The organism is Caldalkalibacillus thermarum, assembly GCF_014644735.1.
Classification (GTDB): domain Bacteria; phylum Bacillota; class Bacilli; order Caldalkalibacillales; family Caldalkalibacillaceae; genus Caldalkalibacillus; species Caldalkalibacillus thermarum.
Genome location: NZ_BMKZ01000001.1, coordinates 21,877 through 44,613 on the forward strand (window position 1 = coordinate 21,877; position 22,737 = coordinate 44,613).

At 49.5% G+C, this 22,737-nt stretch carries 23 protein-coding genes; 12 read left to right on the forward strand and 11 right to left on the reverse strand.

What is annotated here, in order from left to right; translation table 11 throughout:
- Positions 1-39: 39 nt before the first annotated feature.
- The 10 genes from IEW48_RS00155 to IEW48_RS00200 all read right to left on the reverse strand — a co-directional run bounded on the left by IEW48_RS00155 (position 40) and on the right by IEW48_RS00200 (position 6,881).
- Positions 40-1,446 carry a glycosyltransferase family 2 protein gene (locus tag IEW48_RS00155; RefSeq protein ID WP_188622059.1) on the reverse strand — a complete coding sequence of 469 codons (1,407 nt, stop codon included), beginning with the start codon at positions 1,444-1,446 and terminating at the stop codon, positions 40-42.
- Positions 1,447-1,536: 90 nt separating this feature from the next.
- A complete protein-coding gene (locus tag IEW48_RS00160; protein WP_188622060.1) occupies positions 1,537-1,857 on the reverse strand; it encodes an SCP2 sterol-binding domain-containing protein in 321 nt (106 codons plus the stop codon).
- Positions 1,858-1,906: 49 nt separating this feature from the next.
- Positions 1,907-2,254, reverse strand: a complete 348-nt coding sequence (locus IEW48_RS00165) for a TraB/GumN family protein (RefSeq protein ID WP_188622061.1) — start codon at positions 2,252-2,254, stop codon at positions 1,907-1,909.
- 16 nt (positions 2,255-2,270) lie between these two features.
- Positions 2,271-3,026: a P-II family nitrogen regulator gene (locus IEW48_RS00170; RefSeq protein ID WP_188622062.1), complete on the reverse strand. Its 756-nt coding sequence runs from the start codon at positions 3,024-3,026 to the stop codon at positions 2,271-2,273.
- Complete coding sequence (locus tag IEW48_RS00175; protein WP_188622063.1) at positions 2,998-3,747, reverse strand: DUF1538 domain-containing protein; 750 nt, start codon at positions 3,745-3,747, stop codon at positions 2,998-3,000. The genes IEW48_RS00170 and IEW48_RS00175 overlap by 29 nt, the downstream gene beginning before the upstream one ends.
- Positions 3,747-4,439, reverse strand: coding sequence for a DUF1538 domain-containing protein (locus tag IEW48_RS00180; RefSeq protein WP_188622064.1), 693 nt, complete (start codon positions 4,437-4,439; stop codon positions 3,747-3,749). The genes IEW48_RS00175 and IEW48_RS00180 overlap by 1 nt, the downstream gene beginning before the upstream one ends.
- A 280-nt stretch (positions 4,440-4,719) precedes the next feature.
- Positions 4,720-4,908, reverse strand: coding sequence for a YtzJ family protein (locus IEW48_RS00185; RefSeq protein ID WP_188622065.1), 189 nt, complete (start codon positions 4,906-4,908; stop codon positions 4,720-4,722).
- A gap of 158 nt (positions 4,909-5,066) precedes the next feature.
- Positions 5,067-5,573 carry a sporulation membrane protein YtrI gene (locus tag IEW48_RS00190; protein ID WP_188622066.1) on the reverse strand — a complete coding sequence of 169 codons (507 nt, stop codon included), beginning with the start codon at positions 5,571-5,573 and terminating at the stop codon, positions 5,067-5,069.
- Positions 5,570-5,908, reverse strand: coding sequence for a YtrH family sporulation protein (locus tag IEW48_RS00195; RefSeq protein WP_007505691.1), 339 nt, complete (start codon positions 5,906-5,908; stop codon positions 5,570-5,572). The genes IEW48_RS00190 and IEW48_RS00195 overlap by 4 nt, the downstream gene beginning before the upstream one ends.
- Before the next feature lie 166 nt (positions 5,909-6,074).
- Positions 6,075-6,881: a Cof-type HAD-IIB family hydrolase gene (locus IEW48_RS00200; protein ID WP_007505693.1), complete on the reverse strand. Its 807-nt coding sequence runs from the start codon at positions 6,879-6,881 to the stop codon at positions 6,075-6,077.
- A 156-nt stretch (positions 6,882-7,037) separates the two neighbouring features.
- Here IEW48_RS00200 and IEW48_RS00205 point away from each other — a divergent pair, with 156 nt between their 5' ends.
- The 9 genes from IEW48_RS00205 to IEW48_RS00245 all read left to right on the forward strand — a co-directional run bounded on the left by IEW48_RS00205 (position 7,038) and on the right by IEW48_RS00245 (position 17,633).
- Positions 7,038-10,490, forward strand: a complete 3,453-nt coding sequence (locus IEW48_RS00205) for a DNA polymerase III subunit alpha (protein ID WP_188622067.1) — start codon at positions 7,038-7,040, stop codon at positions 10,488-10,490.
- A gap of 105 nt (positions 10,491-10,595) precedes the next feature.
- On the forward strand, positions 10,596-11,831 hold the full coding sequence (gene ystJ, locus IEW48_RS00210) for an NADP-dependent malic enzyme (RefSeq protein WP_188622068.1): 1,236 nt from the start codon (positions 10,596-10,598) through the stop codon (positions 11,829-11,831).
- A 39-nt stretch (positions 11,832-11,870) separates the two neighbouring features.
- Complete coding sequence (locus IEW48_RS00215; protein ID WP_188622069.1) at positions 11,871-12,056, forward strand: glutamate decarboxylase; 186 nt, start codon at positions 11,871-11,873, stop codon at positions 12,054-12,056.
- A gap of 26 nt (positions 12,057-12,082) precedes the next feature.
- Positions 12,083-12,952: an acetyl-CoA carboxylase, carboxyltransferase subunit beta gene (accD, locus tag IEW48_RS00220; protein ID WP_188622070.1), complete on the forward strand. Its 870-nt coding sequence runs from the start codon at positions 12,083-12,085 to the stop codon at positions 12,950-12,952.
- Entirely contained in the window at positions 12,949-13,920 is a 972-nt protein-coding gene (gene accA, locus IEW48_RS00225) for an acetyl-CoA carboxylase carboxyl transferase subunit alpha (protein WP_188622214.1), read from the forward strand. Before accD ends, accA begins: the two co-directional genes overlap by 4 nt.
- Before the next feature lie 73 nt (positions 13,921-13,993).
- A complete protein-coding gene (gene pfkA / locus IEW48_RS00230; RefSeq protein WP_188622215.1) occupies positions 13,994-14,953 on the forward strand; it encodes a 6-phosphofructokinase in 960 nt (319 codons plus the stop codon).
- A 69-nt stretch (positions 14,954-15,022) separates the two neighbouring features.
- Complete coding sequence (gene pyk / locus IEW48_RS00235) at positions 15,023-16,777, forward strand: pyruvate kinase (RefSeq protein ID WP_188622071.1); 1,755 nt, start codon at positions 15,023-15,025, stop codon at positions 16,775-16,777.
- A 15-nt stretch (positions 16,778-16,792) separates the two neighbouring features.
- Complete coding sequence (locus IEW48_RS00240) at positions 16,793-17,206, forward strand: acyl-CoA thioesterase (RefSeq protein WP_188622072.1); 414 nt, start codon at positions 16,793-16,795, stop codon at positions 17,204-17,206.
- Positions 17,207-17,240: 34 nt separating this feature from the next.
- Positions 17,241-17,633, forward strand: coding sequence for an FxsA family protein (locus IEW48_RS00245; RefSeq protein ID WP_188622073.1), 393 nt, complete (start codon positions 17,241-17,243; stop codon positions 17,631-17,633).
- A 77-nt stretch (positions 17,634-17,710) separates the two neighbouring features.
- On the opposite strand, the gene ytvI is transcribed toward IEW48_RS00245, so the two are convergent.
- Positions 17,711-18,823 (reverse strand): sporulation integral membrane protein YtvI, encoded by a 1,113-nt coding sequence (gene ytvI, locus IEW48_RS00250; RefSeq protein ID WP_188622074.1) that lies wholly within the window; start codon positions 18,821-18,823, stop codon positions 17,711-17,713.
- A gap of 381 nt (positions 18,824-19,204) precedes the next feature.
- On the opposite strand from ytvI, the gene citZ reads away from it, so the two are divergent.
- From citZ to mdh, 3 genes are all read left to right on the forward strand, one after another.
- Positions 19,205-20,314, forward strand: a complete 1,110-nt coding sequence (citZ, locus tag IEW48_RS00255) for a citrate synthase (RefSeq protein WP_188622075.1) — start codon at positions 19,205-19,207, stop codon at positions 20,312-20,314.
- A gap of 117 nt (positions 20,315-20,431) precedes the next feature.
- Entirely contained in the window at positions 20,432-21,733 is a 1,302-nt protein-coding gene (icd, locus tag IEW48_RS00260; RefSeq protein WP_188622076.1) for an NADP-dependent isocitrate dehydrogenase, read from the forward strand.
- A gap of 27 nt (positions 21,734-21,760) precedes the next feature.
- Positions 21,761-22,702, forward strand: a complete 942-nt coding sequence (gene mdh, locus IEW48_RS00265; RefSeq protein WP_188622077.1) for a malate dehydrogenase — start codon at positions 21,761-21,763, stop codon at positions 22,700-22,702.
- Positions 22,703-22,737: the final 35 nt, after the last annotated feature.

The following is a 22,737-nucleotide window of genomic DNA, read 5'->3' on the forward strand; positions in this document are numbered from 1 at the left end:
TGCAGCGGACGTGAAGTGCGCATTGTGACATAGACAGCTTCAGCCTTGTTCCGTCAACCCTTTGCGCTCCATTTCCCCCCATGTTGATTCTCCGAGCCAAGCCTTGTACTTTCCTTCCAAGCGGACAGCCAACAAAAAGGGACGGTACCACAGGGATTCGCTCAACGCCCACAGGTAAAGATAAAACAACTGGCTCAGCCGGCGGTGACGGTGTGAGGTCCATTCGGTCAACAACAATGCCAAGGAACTGAGAAATGAACCGATGGCAAAGGTGGCCAGCATCCACAGCAAAAACAGCGCTGACTGTCCGGAATCGGTGATCCACAGCACGAGGAAAGCAATTAAACCGAGAACTTCAACAATAACGGATAACCATTCCACCAAAAAATAGAAGGGCATGGCGATCAGGCCCACTTTGCCATAACGGGGATTGAACATCATGACTCGATGCCGCCATAAAACCTCGGTCAACCCCTGATGCCAGCGGCGTCGTTGGCGGCGCAACACCCGCAGGGAGTCTGGCGCTTCTGTCCAACAGACAGGATCGGCAATGTAGATGATACGGTGGTTCCCTTGTTGCTCCTTAATCAGACGATGAAGACGCACAGTCATTTCCATATCTTCAGCAATCGTATCTGTGGCAAATCCTCCTGCCCGAATCACCCATTCTTTGTTAAACACCCCGAAGGCACCGGACACAATCAGCAAGGAATTTAATCGGCTTAAAGCGATGCGGGTCAGCAAAAAGGCCCGTATATATTCAATCACTTGCATGATTAAAACTGGTTTTGTGGGCAGGCGCTGTTCAATGACCGCTCCATCCCGCACCACCGAACCATTGGCAATACGGACTGTGCCTCCAGTGGCAATCACGCCTTGTGGGTCACGAATGATCGGCAACATGGTTTTGACCAGCGCGTCCTTGTCCAGGAGACTGTCTGCATCGATGCAGCAGAAATAGGGGTAACTGGAACAATTAATCCCGGCATTGATGGCGTCAGAACGGCCACCGTTCAGTTTGCTGACCACCACCAGCTCTGTCAAGTTTCTTGAACGGTAAACCGCTTTGACTCTCATACAAGCCAGGCGCATGTGCACCGGTCTTTCTACCTCGTACAGGTCAAAATGTTTTTTCAAGACGGCCAACGTTTGGTCGGTGGAACCGTCATCCACAACGATGATTTCTTTCTCGGGATAGTTGACTTGGCGCAAAGAATGAACGGTTTGGACAATCCCCCGCTCTTCGTTATAACACGGGACAATAATGGAGCATGGGAAAACTTCCATATCCTGCAACACATCTTCTACCACCTGCCGCCGGTCAACCCCATGTTCTTTGCGGACGGCACCTATTGCCAGGCTGAACAAGCCCAGCTGCATCAGCACAACCAGAAACAGATAAGTACTGATCACATATAAACTGGTATTGAGTATCCCCTCAAACATGCCAGTAACAAAGATTTCCTCTCCCTCTGAAATATGTCGTCACCCATTCCCGGGTCTGGGCTAATAATTGTAGCGGCGGTGGCCAGCATGTCACAGCCGTGACTTGAGCAGGTTTTGCAGCTTCATGGCCTGGCTCATATCTCCTTGTATTTTCAGTTTGCCGGTCATAAACGCGGTTACTGGATTAAGTTGTCCATTCATCAGTTGGTGAAACGTCTGGTCAGACAGCTGGACCGTGCAATCGGGCTGATAAGGACATCCTTCAGCCAGTACCGCTTTTTTATTTTCCACCTTCACTTGATAAGATTGGCCGGAGACATTAAACTGATAGACAGTGTTCAGCCCGGCGAGTGTTTCCGGAGACTGATTGGCCCGCTGGACAACCGACTCTAATACAGCATAGACGGACATGGACTCCATCCTCCCTCAACAATATCATTAATTTTGGCATCATTTTGTACTATATACCAAAGCAAAAGAAGAGTAAAGCGATCAGGCTTTGGATCTCGGTCATCACTATGATTTGGAGCATTTCAAAAAAGAGACCCAGCAAGTTGTTATGCGCATATTGTCTGGTTGTTAACGAGCAACACGATTTAAAAATATCCATCTGCTGCCACTGGTCTCCGGCTACAAGCGCTTGATATCTGGACTGATCCAGTTCCACACAGACGGCATCGGGCTGTTCTGTTTCAATCACTTGTTGCACCTCTTGGACACTGTGACGGGAAATATGGGCGGTGGCCACCAAAATGATCTCTTTGTTTTCCCAGGTTATTTTGTGGACGTTCGTGTGCACGTGCTCCATTGGATCGTTTCCTTTTTCATTTCTGCTTTTTCTTCCAGTGTTCATTAATCATGCGGTTTAAGGCATGATTGATTCCCACTACAGTGTCCACTGGCAAGACAAAGGCAATGCCTTTCCCCGGTTTGTTCAATTCCGCTTCGTCTAGGATGCGTTCGAGTACCTGCTGGGTCAGCTCCCGGTTGATCAGGGTGAGCACCACCTCTTTTTCAGGTTCAATCAAGATGTTAAACAACTTGGCATGTTCATGAATACCGGTTCCCCGACCGGAAAGAATGGTTCCTCCCTCGGCTCCTGCTTTCCTGGAAGCTTCCACCACAGTCTCCGCATGTCCTTTGTTGACGATGGTGACGATCAAATCATACACAATTGGTGTTTCTGTCATCCGGTTTTGTTCCTCCTTGTGCGTTTTTGCCCGTTCCCCCGGTTTTGGCCCGCTGGTTGACTGGGAGAGATGGCAGATGCCCCCCACCTGTGTGGTATCGATCACAAAACCGATACCTTTTCCCGGTTTGTTTAAGTCGGCCGCTTCAACCACCGCTCTAAGCACGCTGGCCACATAGGGCTCAAGCACAATCATGACGATGATTTCTTTCTCCGGCTCAATCTCTATGCCCCAAAAACGGGCTTTTTCACGGATGCCTGTACCTTTGCCAAACAGTGTGGTGGCCCCTTCTGAGCCGGCTTGTTTGGCCGCCTTGACCACTGTAGATGCTTGTCCCTTTTTGACAATGATGACGATCAGTTTACAGTTCACGTCCAAGGTCGCGTTCATTTTCCCTCTCCTTTCTGCGATACAGAAGTCCCAAGACAAGCACGGTCAGAATGGGGGCCAGTGCAACCAGGGCAATCATGCCGAAACCGTCCATCAACGGGTCCCTGCCTTCAGTGACCGAGGCCACCCCCACCGAGATGGCCAGAATGAAGGTGACGGTCATCGGACCGGTTGCCACCCCGCCGGAATCGAAGGCAATAGCCACAAAATTTGGCTTGGAAAAATAGATGAGCACCAATACCAGTATGTAGCCGGGAAGAATAAAGTACCAAAGCGGAATGCCAGCCAAGATGCGGAACATGGACAAGGCAATGGACAAGGCGACACCGAGTGACAGGGTATACAGCATCACTTTTTGGGGAATGTAACCGCCGGACACTTTTTCTACTTCATGATTTAAGACGCGGACGGCCGGTTCGGCAAATGTGGCCACAAACCCCAGAATAAACCCCAGGGGAATCAGTATCCAGGCATGGTCCACAGCACCCAGACTTTCACCCATGCGCTCCCCGGCAGGAAAGAAACCCACTTTGACACCTTGCAGGAACAGAGCCAGACCCAAAAAGGCGAGAATCAGGCCTTTGATCACATCTTTCATTTTCTTCGTGGGTAGCTTGAGGAAAAAGATTTGAAAAAATAGAAAGAAAATGATCAGCGGGATCAGGGCCAGAGCGACTTCGATTAGTATATCTCCAAAACCAGTAAATATGTTGATGTCCATTATCCGTACATCACCCCTAACAGCATCACGGCCAGAATGGGACCGATGGAAGCCAGCGCCACAAGGCCGAAACCATCAGCGGTGGAGGATTTGCCTCCCAAAACAGAGGCCACACCGACGCCCAAAGCGAGGATAAATGGCACGGTCATCGGGCCCGTGGTCACGCCTCCCGCATCAAAGGAGATCGGGATAAATTGGGGGGGTGTAAAAGCAGCCAGCACAAACACCAGACTGTATCCCCCTGCCAGTAAATAGCTGAGCGGAATTCCCAGTATGGTGCGCAACATGGCCAAGCCGACAAACAGGCCCACTCCCAGCGCAACCGAGTAGATCAACACACGGCTTGAAATTTCCCCGTTAGAGACAAGATCGACTTGCATGGCTAAAACCCGCACATCCGGTTCAGCCACTGTCACGACAAAACCAAGCAAAAAACCGAAAAAAACGATCAGCGGCACGCGTCTTGTTTGGGGCAAGGCGGCACCGATGGCTTCGCCGACCGGCAACAGACCAATATGCACGCCCAATAAGAACAGGGCTAAACCCAAAGTGACCATGACAGCGCCTATCAGAAACTGAACAAACAGCTCCCAGGGCAGCCAAATCAGGGTGAATTGCAAGATGATAATCACCACCGTTAATGGCAAGACGGCATACACCACTTCACTAAAGGTGTCTTTCACGTTTTGCATGTTGTCACTGTTCTCCCCTCATCAAAATGGCTCCGGCTTACGGCACCTCTTTAGACATTATCTTCATTATAATGGATCAAACAGACGGCTGTAAATGAACGGCCGTATCTACACGCACGGAGGAGGACACAGCTGGCGTTTTTTCCTGTCATCCTGAGCGCGTAAAAAGACCGGTCTTTGCTATCTGTGGCAGAAAGACCGGTCTTTTTACGGGGGTTGAGCCCCAGTCTCATCCTGGGCGTCGTAATTAATGTTAACTGAAGCGATATTCATTACTAGTTTACTCCTCGTCTTTAATTGGGATAAACCATGAACCTAAAGGTGTGCGGTCAATATGGACGCGAAGGCTATGTTTCTTAATCTCCCGCTCCAAATGAAAAGCAACTTCTGTTGACTCTGTATAAGCAGAATATCCGTTTTTAAGTTGTTCAAGTTTTGCTTTTGCCAGATGTTTACGACTGATAACCAATATATATCCTCCTTTCCTTACATTACAATTTAAAATACCGTACATTTATTGTACATAAAAAAAGCGCGCGAGGCGAGGGGTTTGTATGAAGTTCCACAAAATGTTCATGCTTATGCAAAATATCATCTCTAATGCCTGTACACCTAAAAATGATGGCACTAACTCATTTTATGCACGGAAATTTTAAAGGTGATGGTCGTATGAATAATCATGGAGTGGAGTTTCACTTCATATTCATCATTGGTTTCAAATTTGATCGTTTTGCCATCAATCAGCCTGGCGTGGGTCTCGGCTGTTTCTGCCACGGATTGGACAGAATAGCCCTCTTTAATCAAGTACTTTAACTCTTCACGCAAGCGCTCGATAATGTCCGTGGCGGTGAAGCCGTCAATCTCCTCCTCGTTGACAATGACAATTTCTATTTTTTTAACCGAGATCTCTTCCTGATTCTGTTTGTTGAGATCCTCTGCTTTCTTCTCCAGATAAGCCACTTCATCCCGCAGATCTGTCAGTTCAAGTGCGAGGCGGCGGTTTTCGAACAAGATTTTGTCCAACATGTGGGCGTGCTGGTAGTGAAAGATCAGGGCGCCCATAACCATCCCTAATATGAAGGAGACGAGCAAACGGCCCCAGGTGCGAGTTTGGGCTGGATGGGGGGGCTTCATTGGATATCCCCTATCATCCAGCGGATAAGCAGGCTGGCCGTATGAGCACCGAAAAAAGCACTGCCGATGTAGAGCAGATGTTTCACCATTTCGCCGTAGTATTCATTGAAGACGCCCTTTTCAATCGCGGTAATGGTGTCAAAGGTGCCCCCGATCGCGGCGACAAGGGCCCAGATCTTTAGCTTATCCACATGATTTTGCACCCAGTTCATAGGGGGTTCACCCACGAGAAAAGCGCCTAATCCGCCAATGAGACACCCGCCGAGCAAAACCCCAAAGGCGACAAAATAGTCAATGATCATCATGGAGACCAGGCTTCTCATCTCCTCGTTCACTCGTCTCACGTCCTTTTTAAGTCTTTTTGCGTGGGTGTTCAAACCGTGTCATATCTATATATATGGACGGGAAAAGAAAGATATGACAGGCCCGGGTGACGGCGTGAGACGGAAGCTTAAGCAGCCTGAAGCATCGAGGCTAACCGGCCGTGTTCTTAACATGCTTTCAGACCAGAACGTATTTAGCCAAGAAACGGGCGATACCGTCATTATCATTATCCAGTGTGACGACATCGGCCACTTCTTTAATCTGCTTGATGGCATTGCCCATGGCTACGCCGCAGCCGGCAAACTGGAGCATTTCCACGTCGTTGTCTTCGTCTCCAAAGGCGATCACATTTTCAGGGGGAATGTTCAGGGAGTGGCACACTTTTTCCAAACCGACGGCTTTATTAATGCCAGCCCGGATAATTTCAATCACGTGCCAGGGCGCTGCCCATTGGCGATGGTCGACCACCTCGGCATGGTGGTCGCTCAAATACTGGCGCAGCTGGTCAACATGGTGTTCATAGGGATGAATGAGTACGGATGTGGGCTTGGTGTGTATCACCTGGGGCAAGGTGTTCACATCTACCGGCGGGTCGAAGAAAGTTTGCATGATAACTTCGTCGTGTTCCTTGAGATAGACTTCATCCATTACTTCAATCATGATATTTTTGACGCCAAATTTTTCTGCTGTACGAAGCACGTCTTGGGCAACATCAAGGTCGAGGGGCGTATGGAAGAGTCCCCAGCGGGGATCGTGTGGATGGTGGACCAGCGCCCCGTTAAAATTGACAATGGGAGTATCCAGGTTTAATTGGTCATAGTAGGCTTTGCTGGACCGGAATGGCCGGCCGGTGGAAATGACCACATAATGGCCCTGGCTGGCAGCCTGTTGTAAAGCGTGCTTGGTTTTGGGGGAAATCTGTTTTCTGCTGGTCAGCAGTGTGCCATCCAAATCAACGGCAATGAGCAGAGGCTGTTTTGGCATAGTACCTTCAACCCTTTTTTGATATGATTAAAGCATGGAATGGACGTTTTTTTCAGTTACACAGTTGGACTGAGATGATGTATTTTACCTATTATAACGGATTTTGGCTTGGATGGAAAAGTGTTTGCCGGCTTTCTCTGTGAGAGGGGATGGAAGATGCAGCACACAGATTTTGTCCATCTGCATGTCCATAGTGAATACAGCTTGCTAGACGGGGCCAGCCGCATTACTGAGCTGGTTAAGGAAGCAAAACGGCTGGGCATGAAGGCGCTGGCTCTGACCGACCATGGGGTCATGTACGGCACCATTCCGTTTTACAAGGCATGTCAGGCGGAAGGCATCAAGCCGATAATCGGGGTGGAAGTGTATGTGACCAACAAGCCGTTGGATGAGAAGGTGAAAAAAGGGGAAGAGCATTTGTACCATTTACTGCTTTTGGCCGAAACATATGAGGGCTATCAAAATTTGATGAAGCTCTCCACCAAGGCCCACCTGGAAGGCTTTTATTATAAGCCGCGGGTAACCAAGCACTGGCTTCGTGAATATCACCGGGGACTGATTTGTCTCAGCGGCTGCCTGGCCGGAGAGCTGCAACAAGCGCTTTTGGCTGGTGACGTCGAACGGGCGAGAGCAGTTGCTTTGGAACATCGGGACATCTTTGGCCGGGATCACTACTTCATTGAATTGCAGGATCATGGATTGCCTGAACAGAAAAAGCTGAATCCCCGTCTCATCCGCTTGGCCGAGGAACTGGATATCCCTCTGGTGGTGACCAATGATGTCCATTACACCCGGGCAGAGGATGCGGTGGCCCATGATTGCTTGCTTTGCATCGGAACTGGCAAAAAAATACAGGATGATCACCGTCTCAAATTTCCCTCCCCAGAGTTTTATTTGAAAAGCGGGGAGGAAATGGCCCAATTGTTCCCCCACCTTCCCCAGGCCTATGAGAATACGCTGCGCATTGCCGAGCGTTGCCAGGTGGAGATCCCTTTGGGTCAGGAGATTTTGCCGTCTTATCCGGTACCCCAGGGAATGACCGCTATGGGCTACCTGCGCCAAAAATGTGAAGAAGGCCTGCAAGAACGCTATGAGATCATTACGGATGAGATCCGCAAGCGGCTTGACTATGAGCTGGAAGTGATCGGTCAGATGGGCTATGCCGATTATTTCCTCATCGTCTGGGATTTTATGCGCTTTGCCCATGAACAGGGAATCATTACCGGGCCGGGGCGGGGATCCGCTGCCGGCAGTTTGGTGGCTTATGTGTTAAAAATCACCAATGTGGACCCGATCAAGTATAATTTGTTGTTTGAACGCTTTCTTAACCCCGAGCGGGTCACAATGCCTGATATTGATATTGATTTTTCCGACCGGCGGCGGGACGAAGTACTCCATTATATCGTAGAGAAGTATGGAAAAGACAGGGTGGCCCAGATCATCACCTTTGGAACGCTGGGAGCCCGGGCCTGTGTCCGTGATGTGGGGCGTGTGCTGGGGCTTCCCGTTCCCGTGGTGGACCGTGTGGCCAAATGCATTCCGGCTGGTCCGGGCATGACGCTGGACAAAGCGCTGGCTTCCTCCGCAGAACTGCGGCAGATGATGGAGGAAGATGAACAGGTACGTCAGCTGATCTTAATGGCCAAGCCCTTGGAAGGTTTGGCCCGGCACACTTCCATCCATGCTGCAGGGGTGGTGATCAGTGAAAAGCCGCTCACCCATTATGTTCCCTTGCAAGAAGGACAGGACGGCATTCCGCTCACCCAGTATCCCATGGAAGATTTGGAAGCCCTGGGTTTGTTAAAAATGGATTTACTGGGCTTACGCAACTTGACCATGCTGGAAGAAATATTGCGGATTATCAATCACGGCCGCCGGGAAGATGAACGCTTGACGCTGGATGATATTCCCTTTGATGATGAAGCGACATTCCGTTTGTTAAGTGAAGGGGACACCGCTGGGGTCTTTCAGCTGGAGTCGGATGGAATGAGGAGCGTGCTGAAACGGCTCAAACCCACAACATTTGAAGATATTATCGCTGTTTTAGCTTTATACCGGCCCGGTCCTATGGATAACATCCCCTTGTTTATCCAAGCGAAGCACGGCAAAACAAAGATTGAGTATCCCCATCCCGACTTGGAACCCATTTTAAAAGACACCTATGGCATCATTGTTTATCAGGAGCAAATTATGCAGATTGCTTCTAAGATGGCGGGGTTCAGCCTGGGTGAAGCCGATTTGTTACGCCGGGCCGTGGGTAAAAAGAAGCGGGATATTTTAGAAAGGGAGCGGGATCATTTTATTAAGGGCTGTCTGGCACGGGGGTACGAACAGGAGGTAGCGGAACATGTTTACGATCTGATCGTCCGTTTTGCCGATTACGGGTTTAACCGTTCCCATTCTGCCGCTTACGCTGTCATCGCCTACCAATTGGCCTATTTCAAGGCCCATTATCCGGTCGCTTTTCTGGCTGCACTCCTGTCCATGAACCTTTCCTCCCCTGAAAAAGTGGCTGACTATTTGCATCAGGCAGCCAAACGGGGCATTAAAGTGCTGCCACCTTCGGTGCTGCACAGTGAAGAGGGGGTCACGGTGGAACAGGGTCACATCCGCCTGGGCTTGAGTGTGATCAAGAATGTGGGGGCGGCCGCTGTCCGGGAAATTAAGCAGGCCAGGCAGGAGGGGCCGTTTAGAAATGTGCTCGATTTTTGTCAACGGGTCGATTTACGCATATGTAACCGCCGGGTGATCGAGGCGCTCACCCTGGCAGGGGCACTGGATGAGCTGGGGATGCACCGGGCACAGGTGCTGGCCAATTTAGATGAGATATTGGACATGGCTGAAAGGGCACAAGGGTTAAAAGCCAGCGACCAGCTGTTCTTTTTTGCCGATGAACTGCCTGATGATTACACCTGGCATGAAGTGACGCCTTTTTCCGCCCATGAGCAGTTAAAATATGAAAAAGAGGTGCTGGGTTTTTATTTATCCGGCCATCCATTGGATGCTTACCGCGATCAGGTGAAGCGCTTTGGGGTTATCCCCCTCCCTGAGCTGCTAGAGACACCACAAGGGAAGCGGGTGCGCACTGTTGGCTATGTGTACCGGGTCAAAAGGATCACCACGAAAAAAGGAGAGGCGATGGCTTTTGTCCAATTAGAAGATCAGGGCGTAGAAATGGACACTGTCGTTTTCCCTCAAGTGTTTGCCAAAGAGCCTACTTTGTACAGGGAGGACAATCTGCTTTTGGTGGAGGGCAAACTGGAGGAACGGGAAGACCGCAAACAGTTGATCATCACCCGCGCCGTTGACCTGACTAAACTGGAGCCCCAAAAGCAGCAAGATCAGCTTGTGAAGGAGGATGCCTGTCAGCTCTTTGTCAAGATCGCCCCTGAAATAGAAGAAGGCGGAAAATTAAAGGCTTTGGAAGCATTGTTACGCCAGCACGGGGGGAAAACGCCAGTCTATTTGTTCTATGAGCGCCAGCGCAAAACCATCCGCTTGGGGGAGAGTTACCATGTTCAGTTAAGCGAAACCTTACTGGACAAGCTAAAAACCCTCTTAAACGACCCAGAAGCGGTTAAGGTCAGAAGAGTGTCCCCGCCCCGGTGAAGTTAGAAGCAGGTGTTAAAAATAGCTGTTGTACTCTGTTTACACTTATTCTCCATTTGTTATAATGAAAATCAAGTGATCAGTTTCGATAAGGAGCGTGAAACGATGCCCACCATCAGGGAAGAGTCCTTGCATTTGCACCGTCAAAACAGGGGGAAACTGGCGGTTAAATCCAAGGTACCTGTGCGCAATGCCAAAGATTTGAGTTTAGCTTATTCGCCAGGGGTGGCAGAACCTTGTAAAGAGATTTTCGATAATCCGGAAGCGGTTTATGAATATACCATGAAAGGAAATGCGGTTGCCGTTGTATCTGATGGAACGGCTGTCCTCGGCTTGGGCAATATCGGGCCGCGGGCAGCGCTGCCTGTGATGGAGGGAAAAGCGGTCTTATTCAAATCATTTGCCGGTGTCGATGCCTTTCCTATTTGTTTAGATACGACGGATGTGGATAAAATTGTAGAGACGGTAAAATTATTGGAACCGACCTTTGGCGGGGTCAATCTGGAAGATATTGCGGCTCCCAATTGCTTTGAAATTGAAGAACGCCTCAAACGGGAAACGAATATTCCTATTTTCCATGATGACCAGCATGGCACAGCGATTGTGACCCTGGCCGGACTGGTCAACGCCTTAAAAGTGGTTGGTAAAGAACTGTCCCGTGTCAAGGTTGTCATCAATGGTGCCGGTGCAGCTGGCATTGCCATTATCAAGCTGTTGTATCGCATGGGCGTGCGGGATATGATTTTATGTGACTCTAAAGGGGCTATTTACGAGGGACGTCCCTATGGGATGAATTCCATTAAAGAGGAAGTGGCCAGAATAACCAACCGCCACTTTATAAAGGGCGCATTAAGCGATGCCATCCGCGAAGCAGATGTGTTTATCGGGGTTTCTGTGGCCGGAGCTCTCACGAAAGAGATGATTAAATCGATGAATGAGGACCCAGTTATTTTTGCCATGGCCAATCCGGTGCCTGAAATTATGCCGGATGAAGCTTTTGAAGCGGGGGCCAAAGTAATGGGCACCGGCCGTTCCGACTTCCCCAATCAAGTGAATAACGTTCTGGCTTTCCCCGGCATTTTCCGGGGTGCCCTGGATGTCTACGCTACGCATATTAACGAGGAGATGAAGGAAGCAGCGGTATATGCTATTGCAAACTTGATTAGTGATGATGAATTATCGGCCGACTATGTGATTCCGGCTCCGTTTGACCCCCGGGTGGCTCCCGCTGTGGCTGCGGCTGTGGCCAAAGCGGCAATGGAAACAGGGGTGGCCAGACGCCGGGTTGATCCTGAAAAAGTGGCCCAGAAAACCAGGGCACTGGCCATGATCGAGGGCTAACCAACTGTGTGTTGATAAAACAAGGAGGACAAATCGGCAATGTGGACGGTCATTTATATTGCACCCAGTGCCAAAATAGCTGAAAAAATTCAAGATCGTCTGACCGAAGAAGGTTTTCTGGTGAAAGTGAGATCAATCCAGCATGGCAAACAGTATGAAGTCCTTGTACCTGAAAGTGAACTTGATGATGTGCGTGAAGCACTGGCTTACATCTTACAATCCTAAACATGCTTAACATGTGAGGTGTTCATGTGTTAAAGGATCTGTTTTCCAAACGTCGCAGGTATGCCACCATCCTGTCTGAGCAAGCAAAAAAAGAGATTCCGGAAGGGTTAATGACCAAGTGCAAGCAGTGTGGAACGATTACCTACACCAAAGAACTAAAGAAACAGCTCATGGTGTGCGCAGCATGCGGCTATCATTTTCCCGTGACTGCCCGCGAGCGGATTGAGATGACCCTTGATGAAGGCCGGTTTTTTGAATATGATAGCGATATGGTCTCCAAGGATCCCCTTGGCTTTCCCGATTATCCGCAGAAATTGAAGCAGGATATGGAAAAAACAGGGCTTCATGAGGCTGTGATTACGGGTGAGGGAACCATCAAGGGGTACCCTGTGGTCATAGGTGTGATGGATGCCCGTTTCCGCATGGCCAGCATGGGCTCCGTCGTAGGAGAAAAAATTACCCGGGCTATTGAACGGGCAATCCAGAAACGCTACCCCTTTGTCTTGTTTTCTGCTTCTGGCGGAGCACGCATGCAAGAAGGGGTGCTCAGCCTGATGCAGATGGCCAAAACCAGCGCTGCTTTAGCCCAGTTGGATAAAGCAGGCATTCTGTTTATCTCTGTTTTGACCAATCCAACGACCGGCGGGGTGTCGGCAAGCTTTGCTTCCCTGGGCGATTACAACATTGCTGAGCCCAAAGCCCTGATTGGTTTTGCCGGCCGGCGGATTATTGAGCAGACGATCCGTCAAGAATTACCAGATGACTTTCAGACGGCTGAATTTTTGCTCTCCCATGGACAACTGGACATGGTTGTTCACCGCCAGGAGATGAGAGACCGTCTGGCCGATATCCTTGACATTCATGCCCATGTCCATGCCGAACGGAGGGGGAAATAATGGCAGTTTTGCCCTTTGAGCGCCCTCTTATTGAGTTGCGCAAAAAAATAGATGAGTTGAAGCAATTTACCAAAGAAAAGGGAATTGATTTTTCAGAGGAGATCAATCGCCTGGAAGAAAAAGCACGGCGCTTGGAAGAAGAGATATACAGCAACTTAACGCCTTGGCAGCGGGTTCAAATTGCCCGTCACCCTGACCGGCCCACTACCTTAGATTACATAAGCTTGATCTTTGAAACCTTTGTGGAAATTCATGGCGACCGTCTGTATGGAGATGACCCGGCCATAGTGGCGGGCATCGCCAAGCTGGACGGCCAGCCTGTGACCATTGTTGGCCATCAGAAGGGAAAGGATACGAAAGACAATATCGCCCGTAATTTTGGCATGCCCCATCCCGAAGGCTACCGCAAAGCGCTCAGGGCCATGCAGCAGGCCCATAAATTTTCCCGTCCCATTATCTGTTTTATTGATACGCCCGGGGCCTATCCAGGCAAAGCGGCTGAAGAGCGGGGACAAAGCGAAGCGATCGCCCGCAATCTACGGGAAATGGCCCGCTTTGAAGTCCCTATCATCTGTGTTGTGACAGGAGAAGGGGGAAGCGGCGGTGCCCTGGCTCTTGGCGTAGGTAACCGTATTTACATGCTGGAGAATGCCATCTACTCTGTCATTTCTCCCGAAGGAGCGGCAGCCCTGTTGTGGAAGGATGCCGGACTTGCCCAGCGGGCGGCAGAAACAATGAAAATCACCGCTCAGGATTTGTATGATCTCAAGATTATAGACGATATCATTCCTGAACCGCGAGGAGGCGCCCATCGCAATATGCAAGAGCAAGCCAAGCAAATCAAAGCGTTTCTGCTTAAAGGACTCGAAGAGTTACAGGGATTGGATGGAGCTGCTCTGGTGGAACAGCGTTACCACAAGTACAAAGCCATCGGGGAATACGGTTTTGTAACCGATTCCAATAGCTAGAGTTCGTGTGCTTCTGTTTGGTGCAGAAGCACTTTTTATATAAAATTAGGAGAAATAGAAAGGGTTGAGTAAGATGAAAAGAATTGGTGTACTCACAAGCGGAGGAGACTCCCCGGGTATGAATGCAGCGGTGCGTGCTGTAGTCCGTAAGGCCATTTATCACAATGTGGAGGTTTACGGTATCTATCAAGGTTATCATGGCTTAATGAACGCCAGTATCAAAAAATTGGACCTTGGCTCTGTAGGAGATATTATTCATCGCGGCGGAACCATTTTAGGGACGGCCCGCAGCGAAGAATTTAAAACGGAAGCAGGACAAGAGAAGGCTGTACAGGTACTGCGCCAGTATGGCATTGAAGGCCTTGTTGTCATCGGCGGCGACGGCTCTTTCCGCGGGGCGGAAAAGTTAAGCCAGAAAGGCATCGCCACCATTGGTGTGCCTGGAACGATTGACAACGATATTCCCTGCACTGATTTTACCATCGGTTTTGACACTGCGCTAAACACCGTGATCGAAGCCATTGACAAGATCCGGGATACAGCCACGAGTCACGAACGCACCTTTTTGATTGAAGTGATGGGACGCAATGCGGGAGATATCGCCTTGTGGGCCGGGTTGGCCGATGGAGCGGAAACGATTCTGATTCCGGAAGCGGAATATTCCCTCGATGAAGTGGTCGACCGTCTCAAACGGGGGCATAAGCGAGGCAAAAAGCACAGCATCATTGTTGTGGCAGAAGGAGTGGGCAGTGCTGTTGAGATTGGTAAGGAAATTGAAGCTAAAACGGGCTACGACTGCCGTGTGACTGTGCTGGGCCATATTCAGCGCGGTGGTTCACCTACCGCCTTTGACCGCATGCTGGCCAGCCGGATGGGCGCTTTTGCCGTGGAGTGTTTGTTAAGGGGTGAGAAAGGTAAAATGGTGGGGATTCGCAATAACCAGATGGTTGCCACGCCCATTAGTGAAGCCTTGGCTCAAACCCATACGGTTGATTTATCTCTCTATCAATTAGCCAAAGAACTGTCCATATAGTAAAGTTGACCGGATGCCCGGTTTAGATGCCTGCCAGCAAGATAAAATAAAGCCAGAGGAGTGTGGAGAATGAGAAAAACAAAAATTGTGGCCACGATCGGCCCGGCAAGTGAAGCAGTGGAAACTTTAAAACAACTGCTCCAAGCAGGTGTGGACGTGGTGCGTCTTAATTTTTCCCATGGTGACTATGAAGAACATGGCCAGCGCATTAAGAATGTGCGCCAAGCTATGCGGGAAACAGGAAAAAATGTGGCCATTTTGCTGGATACCAAAGGGCCGGAGATTCGCACCGGCGTGTTGAAAGAAGAGCCGGTTGGATTAAAAGAGGGCGAGACCTTGATCTTAACCACAGAGGAGCTGCAAGGGGATGCCCGTAAAATCTCGGTGACTTACGCTGGTCTCCCCCAGGATGTCCGGCCAGGCAGCAAAATTTTGATCGATGACGGCCTGATTGAAGTTGAAGTGGAGAAGGTGGAAGGAAACGAGATCATCACCCGTATCTTAAATGGGGGTGAATTGAAAAGCCGGAAGGGAGTCAATGTGCCGGGAGTGTCGATCAATCTGCCCGGCATTACAGAGAAGGATGCTAACGATATCCGTTTCGGGCTGGAACAAGGCGTGGATTTTATAGCCGCTTCCTTTGTCCGTAAAGCGAGCGATGTCCTAGAGATCAGAGAGATTTTGGAGGCCACCGGTCACACAGATGTGCAAATCATTGCCAAGATTGAAAACCAGGAAGGCATTGACAATCTGGATGAAATTTTAGAGGTGGCCGATGGCATCATGGTGGCCCGCGGTGACTTGGGTGTGGAAATTCCCGCTGAAGAGGTTCCGCTGATACAAAAAATGATGATTGCCAAATGCAACCAAATGGGCAAAGTGGTGATTACGGCCACCCAAATGCTGGATTCCATGCAGCGCAATCCCCGCCCCACACGGGCCGAGGTCACCGATGTGGCCAATGCCATCTTTGACGGAACTGATGCCATCATGCTTTCCGGGGAAACGGCGGCGGGGAAATATCCGCTGGAATCGGTCAGAACGATGGCCCGCATTGCTGAACGGACAGAAGAAGCGATTGAATACCGGGAATGGCTGTATCATCGCCGCACGGACCAGCAGGAAACCATTGCCGGTGCCATCAGTCAGGCCGTTTCCAATGCAGCTTTGGATTTGAATGCTTCCGCTATTTTGACGGCAACGGAAAGCGGCTATACGGCCAGACTGATTTCCAAGTACCGCCCCAAGGCACCCATTATTGCTGTGACGCCCCATGAACAAGTGGTGCGTAAGTTGGCCTTGTCCTGGGGGGTGTATCCCATTTTGGCCCGCGAAGCCAACACAACAGATGAAATGCTGGAAATCTCTGTTGACGCTGCCTTAAAAGCAGGATTGATTTACTATGGCGATCTTGTGGTGATTACGGCTGGCGTTCCTGTGCGTGAAACCGGCACGACCAATCTGATGAAAATTCACGTGGTGGGCGATATTGTCGCCAAGGGGCAAGGGATTGGCAAAAAAGTGGTCACAGCCAAGGTGGTGGTTGCCCAGAGCAGTGAGGAAGCGGTGCAAAAAATGGAAGAGGGTGCGATCCTGGTCGCCACAGCGACCGACAAGGATATGATCCCTGCCTTTGAAAAAGCAGCCGCAGTGGTGACAGAAGAAGGGGGGCTGACCTCCCATGCAGCCATAGTGGGGCTCAGTTTGGGCAAACCGGTTATTGTCGGCGTGGAAGGCGCCACGGAAAAGTTTAAAGACGGAATGGAAATTACAGTGGATCCTGTCCGGGGCCACATTTATACCGGACATGCCAAGATTTTATAAAAGGGAGCACCTGTGATGGGTAAACAAGCTAAAGCCAGTTTGCGGGTCCGGTACCAGGAAACAGACCAGATGGGTGTCGTTCATCATGCCAATTACATCAAATGGTTTGAAGTCGGACGAACAGAATTGTTGCGGGAATTAGGAACGGATTACCGGACGGTGGAGGAGCAGGGACTGTTGCTGCCCGTGATAGAAGTCACGTGCCAATATAAAAAACCGGCCCTCTATGATGATGAAATTCTTATTCTGTCCAGGGTCAGTAAATATACGGGCGTTAAACTTACATTTGCTTACGAGGTGTATCGTGGAGATGAATTGCTGGTCACAGGGACCACGACCCATTGTTGGACAACCCCTCAGTTTAAACCGGTCAACCTGAAAAAAGCCTGGCCAGAGCTGCATCAGCTGATTGCCAGCTGTGTCAGCTGAGCGTTCAACAGCCACAAAAAAGGAGTTGCCCTCAATGTTTCGTATTTTAGCTTTATTGATGATCGTTGTCCCCGTTATGGAATTATGGGTGCTCATGACTGTGGGAAAATGGATAGGTGCTTGGTACACGATTGGGCTGGTCATTTTAACCGGTGTGATAGGGGCGTGGCTGGCTAAGCGTGAGGGGCTCCATACGCTGCAACTGATCCGCCTCCAGCTTTCACAAGGCCAGATGCCGGGTTCCGCATTAATTGACGGAGCCTGTATCCTGGTGGGCGGGGCCACCCTGCTCACCCCGGGCTTTATTACTGACGCCGTCGGATTTTTGCTGCTTGTGCCCTATACCCGCAATATCTTCAAAGCCTGGATGCGCCGCTTGTTCGAACGGTGGATCAAAAACGGGACGTTTATTATCATCCGGCGCTGAGTGGACACGAAAAGAAACTCCCCTGTTTATTCCAGACAGGGGAGTTTCTTTTCGTTTAAGGGAGTACAGCAACAACTTTACGCTGTTCCTTTCACAAACTGCCACAAATCCCGGAACACCCCGGCCCGGTGCAAGGCACCCAGGAACACCATGCTGACAGGGCCGATGATGAGGCCGATCATGCCGAACAGCTTGAAGCCCACAAACAGGGAAAAAAGGGTGACCAAAGGATCGAGCCCCACATTGTCTCCTAAAATTTTGGGTTCAATCATTTGCCGCTGGATAACCACAATGGCATACAAAACCGACAGTCCGATCACCAGAAAGTAATTGCCGCTGATAAACAGATAGATAATCCAGGGGATGAAAATGAGACCGGGGCCCAGATAGGGAATCAGATCCACCAAGCCAATAAACAAGGCGATCGTTAACGCGTATTCCACCCGCAGAATCCAAAACCCGATTAACACAATCAGAAACGTAATGGACATCAAGGTGAGTTGAGCGCGAATGAAACCAATAAAAGCGCTTTTTAAATCTTGGATCACGGAGCGGCTGCTGACCTGTACCCGCTCCGGAATGACACGCAAGAAGAAAGCCTGCCACTTTGGCCAGTCTTTGCTAAGGAAGAAAAAGGCCAAAAGGGAAATAATAAAGGCTGTTGCGATCATGGGAATAGAGCGGAGAAAGGACAGAATGCCGTTAATCAGCCCTCTTCCTGCTTCCGTTAAGGATTCAGCCATTTGTGTGGAAAAATTTTCGACCTGATGTTCAATGTTGCGCTGAACCTCCCCATCCAGGGTGCCGTAGAGGGAAATAATGCGGTCATAAATCGGAAAGAGCTGGTTTAATATGAAGAATTCTACTTGGGCCATATAGTCCGCAAACAGATAAGGCAGGTGCTCTTGCAGCCGGTTCAATTCAGATACAATTTCCACTATAACCAAGGTGATCAGCGCGGCAAGCAGGGCCAAGAGCAGGATGATGGTCGATAAAACGGCCAGCCATCTTGGAAAACGCCCCTTTTCTTCCAGCCAATTGACGACAGGATTCATGATTAGGGCTAAGAGTAAGCCGAACAAAAAGGGATAAACGAGTGGAAAAATGAGGTATGCAGCCAGAATTAAGCCTGTAATTGCAGAGATTACCACTAAGCCACGTACGGAAGCAAGCAAAATGGACCGTTCCAAAAATGAAACCTCCCCCAAACTAAAATATCCGCTAGCCGGTCGTAAGTAAAAGCTTACCTAAATATTACCTGTTATTATGCGGCATGACAATGCATGACGATTCAGCCCGAGAATAAAACAATCGGGGTAGAAATAAAGACAACTTGTCTGATGTATGTTAAAATAATAAGGGTTTGATGTAATCGTTCCCAAGCGCAAGCTCATCCCTTATACTTATTCGTAGCATTGATATTCATCATGTAGCATTTGATATTCATCATTATGCTGCTGCTTTAACCACTATTTAAGCCTTGCTGTATTTCCCTTAAGTTTATTTAAATAATTTTTTATTTAAAGTGTTGGTATATTTCCCTTAAATTATAGATAAAGGAGAGATGCCAAATGACCACGAAAGGATTGGAAGGAGTAGTTGCAGCCGAGTCATCTATCAGCTCCATCATTGACGGTGTTCTCACTTACCGGGGCATTCATATTGATGACTTGGCGGAAAACGCCAGTTTTGAAGAAGTGATTTATCTTCTCTGGTACGGAAAACTGCCTAACAAAGCAGAGCTGGATCAGCTGAAGAGAGATTTGGCTGTCAATGCCCACATCCCCGATGAATTAATCAAACACTTGAGTCTTATGCCCAAGACGGTCCATCCCATGGCTGTTCTGCGCACCGCAGTCTCTGCCCTCAGCCTGTATGATGACGAAGCCGATCAGATGGACAAGGAAGCCAACTTACGCAAAGCTGTGCGCCTGCAGGCCAAGATTGGCACTATCGTAGCTGCTTTTGCCCGGTTGCGGGAGGGAAAAGATCCTGTTGCTCCCCGTAAAGATTTAAGTTATGCAGCCAACTTTTTGTATATGTTAAAAGGGACAGAACCTGAGGAAATCCAGGAAAAAGCCTTTAACAAAGCGTTGGTCTTGCATGCTGATCATGAATTTAACGCCTCTACGTTTACGGCACGCGTCACAGTGGCCACCTTGTCTGATATTTACTCTGGCATCACATCTGCCATCGGTGCTTTGAAAGGTCCCCTTCATGGCGGTGCAAATGAACGGGTGATGGCCATGCTGGAAGAGATTGGTGAAGTGGACAAAGCCGAAGCGTATATATTGGACAAGCTGGCCAACAAGGAGAAAATTATGGGCTTTGGCCATCGCGTCTACAAAAATGGTGATCCCCGGGCCAAACACCTGCGTGAAATGTCCCGTCAACTGACGCAATTGACTGGTGAACCCAAATGGTTTGAGATTTCCGTCAAAATTGATGAAGTCGTTCAAAGGGAAAAAGGCTTGCTGCCTAACGTTGATTTTTACTCTGCATCGGTCTATCAAAGCTTGGGAATTCCCCGCGACCTGTTTACGCCTATTTTTGCAGTGGCCCGTACGTCAGGATGGGTGGCTCACATTCTTGAACAGTATAACAACAACCGCTTAATCCGTCCGCGTGCCGAGTATGTGGGTCCGCAAAAACAGGCTTATGTGCCTCTTGAACAGCGTTAAGCGTTGAATGATAAGGAATGATAAGGCAGAAACAGGGAAGCGGAGATACTGGCTTCTTAGAGACATATAGGTTTGTAGTGAAAACCAATAAACTTCATAAAGGTGGAGGTATGAATCATGGCAAATTTCAAACTCTTTGACCCGCCAGCTACTGGTGAAAAAGTGACAATGGGTTCAGATGGAAAATTAAATGTGCCTAATCATCCCATTATTCCATTTATTGAAGGAGACGGAACAGGGCCTGACATTTGGGCTGCTGCGTCCCGTGTGTTGGATGCCGCTGTGGAAAAGGCCTATAAGGGCGAAAAGAAGATTGCCTGGTATGAAGTTTATGCCGGGGAAAAAGCCTATCACAAATTTGGTGAGTGGCTGCCTGAAGATACTTTAACAGCCATTCGTGAATATTTAATTGCCATCAAGGGTCCGTTAACCACACCGGTTGGAGGCGGGATCCGTTCTCTGAACGTGGCTTTGCGCCAAGAACTGGACTTATATGTCTGCTTGCGTCCGGTACGCTGGTTTACCGGAGTGCCCTCGCCAGTTCGCCATCCTGAATTGGTGGACATGGTTATTTTCCGTGAAAATACGGAGGACATTTATGCGGGCATTGAATGGCCGGCTGGCTCAGACGAAGTGAAAAAAGTGATTGATTTCTTGCAAAAGGAAATGGGTGTCACCAAAATCCGCTTCCCAGAAACATCAGGTATTGGCATTAAGCCTATCTCCAAAGAAGGAACAGAGCGCCATGTCCGCGCAGCCATTGAATATGCGATCGCAAACAACCGCAAGAGCGTGACCCTGGTGCATAAAGGTAATATCATGAAATTTACCGAAGGGGCTTTCAAAAACTGGGGCTACGAACTGGCTGAGCGGGAATTCGGTGACAAAGTGTTTACTTGGGCCCAATATGACCGTATTGCTGAGGAGTCCGGCAAAGAAGCCGCCAACGAAGCCCAGGCTAAAGCTGAAGCAGAAGGGAAAATTATCATTAAGGATGCCATCGCTGATATCTTCTTGCAACAAGTCTTAACCCGCCCGGCTGAGTTTGACGTGGTGGCCACCATGAACTTAAACGGCGACTATATTTCCGATGCCTTGGCCGCTCAGGTCGGAGGAATCGGTATTGCCCCCGGTGCCAACATTAACTTTACCACTGGCCACGCTATCTTTGAAGCCACGCACGGGACGGCACCGAAGTATGCCGGTTTAGACAAGGTCAATCCGTCTTCCGTGATTTTGTCTGGAGAGATGATGTTGCGTCACCTTGGCTGGCATGAGGCTGCTGATTTGATTATTAAAGCAATGGAAAAAACCATTGCCTCCAAAGTGGTGACTTATGACTTCGCCCGTTTGATGGATGATGCAACTGAAGTGAAATGTTCCGAGTTTGGCGATGCCTTAATTAAAAATATGGAATAAATATGAAGCAAAGGAGAGGAGCCACAAATGGCAATTAAACGGCGTAAAATTTCAATCATCGGCAGCGGCTTTACAGGTGCAACCACCGCTTTGATGGTAGCTCAAAAGGAACTGGGTGATGTGGTTTTGGTGGACCTGCCCCAACTGGAAAATCCCACCAAAGGGAAAGCGCTGGACATGTTGGAAGCCGGTCCTGTGCAAGGGTTTGATGTGAACATTACCGGCACAAGCAACTACGCAGAGACGGCTGACTCCGACATTGTGGTGATTACGGCCGGTATGGCCAGAAAGCCTGGCATGAGCCGCGATGATCTGGTCACCACTAACGCCAAAATCATGAAGTCCGTGACGGAGCAAGTGGTGAAATACTCACCCAACAGCATTATCATTGTACTGACCAATCCGGTTGACGCCATGACTTATATGGTGTACAAAACATCCGGCTTCCCCAAAGAGCGGGTAATTGGCCAGTCGGGAGTGCTTGACACTGCCCGCTTCCGCACCTTTGTGGCCCAGGAGTTGAATGTATCTGTGGAAGACGTAACCGGCTTTGTGCTTGGCGGACACGGTGATGACATGGTGCCGCTGATCCGCTACTCTTACGCCGGTGGTATTCCGCTCAGCAAACTGATTCCCCAAGACCGTTTGGATGCGATTGTCGAACGCACGCGCAAAGGCGGCGGTGAAATTGTCAACTTGCTGGGCAATGGCAGTGCTTATTATGCCCCTGCTGCTTCACTGACGCAAATGGTGGAAGCCATTCTGAAAGATAAGCGCCGCATTTTACCTGCTGTGGCCTATCTGGAAGGGGAGTACGGCTATTCTGATATGTTCCTTGGTGTGCCAACCATTCTGGGCGGAAATGGTTTGGAAAAAGTGATTGAGCTTGACCTGACGGAAGAAGAAAAACAAGCGCTGGATAAGTCGGCACAATCTGTGCGTAAGGTGATGGCGTTGCTTGATCTTTAATGCCAATATTTTCTAGGGGGCCCTGCCCCCTTTTA

Bases quoted from the DNA above. Each gene is read 5' to 3' on its own strand.
- mdh (WP_188622077.1), top strand. From the start codon at position 21,761: ATGGCAATTAAACGGCGTAAAATTTCAATCATCGGCAGCGGCTTTACA.
- IEW48_RS00160 (WP_188622060.1), bottom strand. From the start codon at position 1,857: ATGTCCGTCTATGCTGTATTAGAGTCGGTTGTCCAGCGGGCCAATCAG.
- IEW48_RS00215 (WP_188622069.1), top strand. From the start codon at position 11,871: ATGTGGACGGTCATTTATATTGCACCCAGTGCCAAAATAGCTGAAAAA.
- citZ (WP_188622075.1), top strand. From the start codon at position 19,205: ATGACCACGAAAGGATTGGAAGGAGTAGTTGCAGCCGAGTCATCTATC.
- icd (WP_188622076.1), top strand. From the start codon at position 20,432: ATGGCAAATTTCAAACTCTTTGACCCGCCAGCTACTGGTGAAAAAGTG.
- IEW48_RS00180 (WP_188622064.1), bottom strand. From the start codon at position 4,439: ATGCAAAACGTGAAAGACACCTTTAGTGAAGTGGTGTATGCCGTCTTG.
- IEW48_RS00170 (WP_188622062.1), bottom strand. From the start codon at position 3,026: ATGAACGCGACCTTGGACGTGAACTGTAAACTGATCGTCATCATTGTC.
- IEW48_RS00240 (WP_188622072.1), top strand. From the start codon at position 16,793: ATGGGTAAACAAGCTAAAGCCAGTTTGCGGGTCCGGTACCAGGAAACA.
- IEW48_RS00200 (WP_007505693.1), bottom strand. From the start codon at position 6,881: ATGCCAAAACAGCCTCTGCTCATTGCCGTTGATTTGGATGGCACACTG.
- IEW48_RS00165 (WP_188622061.1), bottom strand. From the start codon at position 2,254: ATGGAGCACGTGCACACGAACGTCCACAAAATAACCTGGGAAAACAAA.
- pyk (WP_188622071.1), top strand. From the start codon at position 15,023: ATGAGAAAAACAAAAATTGTGGCCACGATCGGCCCGGCAAGTGAAGCA.
- pfkA (WP_188622215.1), top strand. From the start codon at position 13,994: ATGAAAAGAATTGGTGTACTCACAAGCGGAGGAGACTCCCCGGGTATG.
- ystJ (WP_188622068.1), top strand. From the start codon at position 10,596: ATGCCCACCATCAGGGAAGAGTCCTTGCATTTGCACCGTCAAAACAGG.
- IEW48_RS00205 (WP_188622067.1), top strand. From the start codon at position 7,038: ATGCAGCACACAGATTTTGTCCATCTGCATGTCCATAGTGAATACAGC.
- IEW48_RS00155 (WP_188622059.1), bottom strand. From the start codon at position 1,446: ATGTTTGAGGGGATACTCAATACCAGTTTATATGTGATCAGTACTTAT.
- IEW48_RS00245 (WP_188622073.1), top strand. From the start codon at position 17,241: ATGTTTCGTATTTTAGCTTTATTGATGATCGTTGTCCCCGTTATGGAA.
- IEW48_RS00190 (WP_188622066.1), bottom strand. From the start codon at position 5,573: ATGAAGCCCCCCCATCCAGCCCAAACTCGCACCTGGGGCCGTTTGCTC.
- IEW48_RS00175 (WP_188622063.1), bottom strand. From the start codon at position 3,747: ATGGACATCAACATATTTACTGGTTTTGGAGATATACTAATCGAAGTC.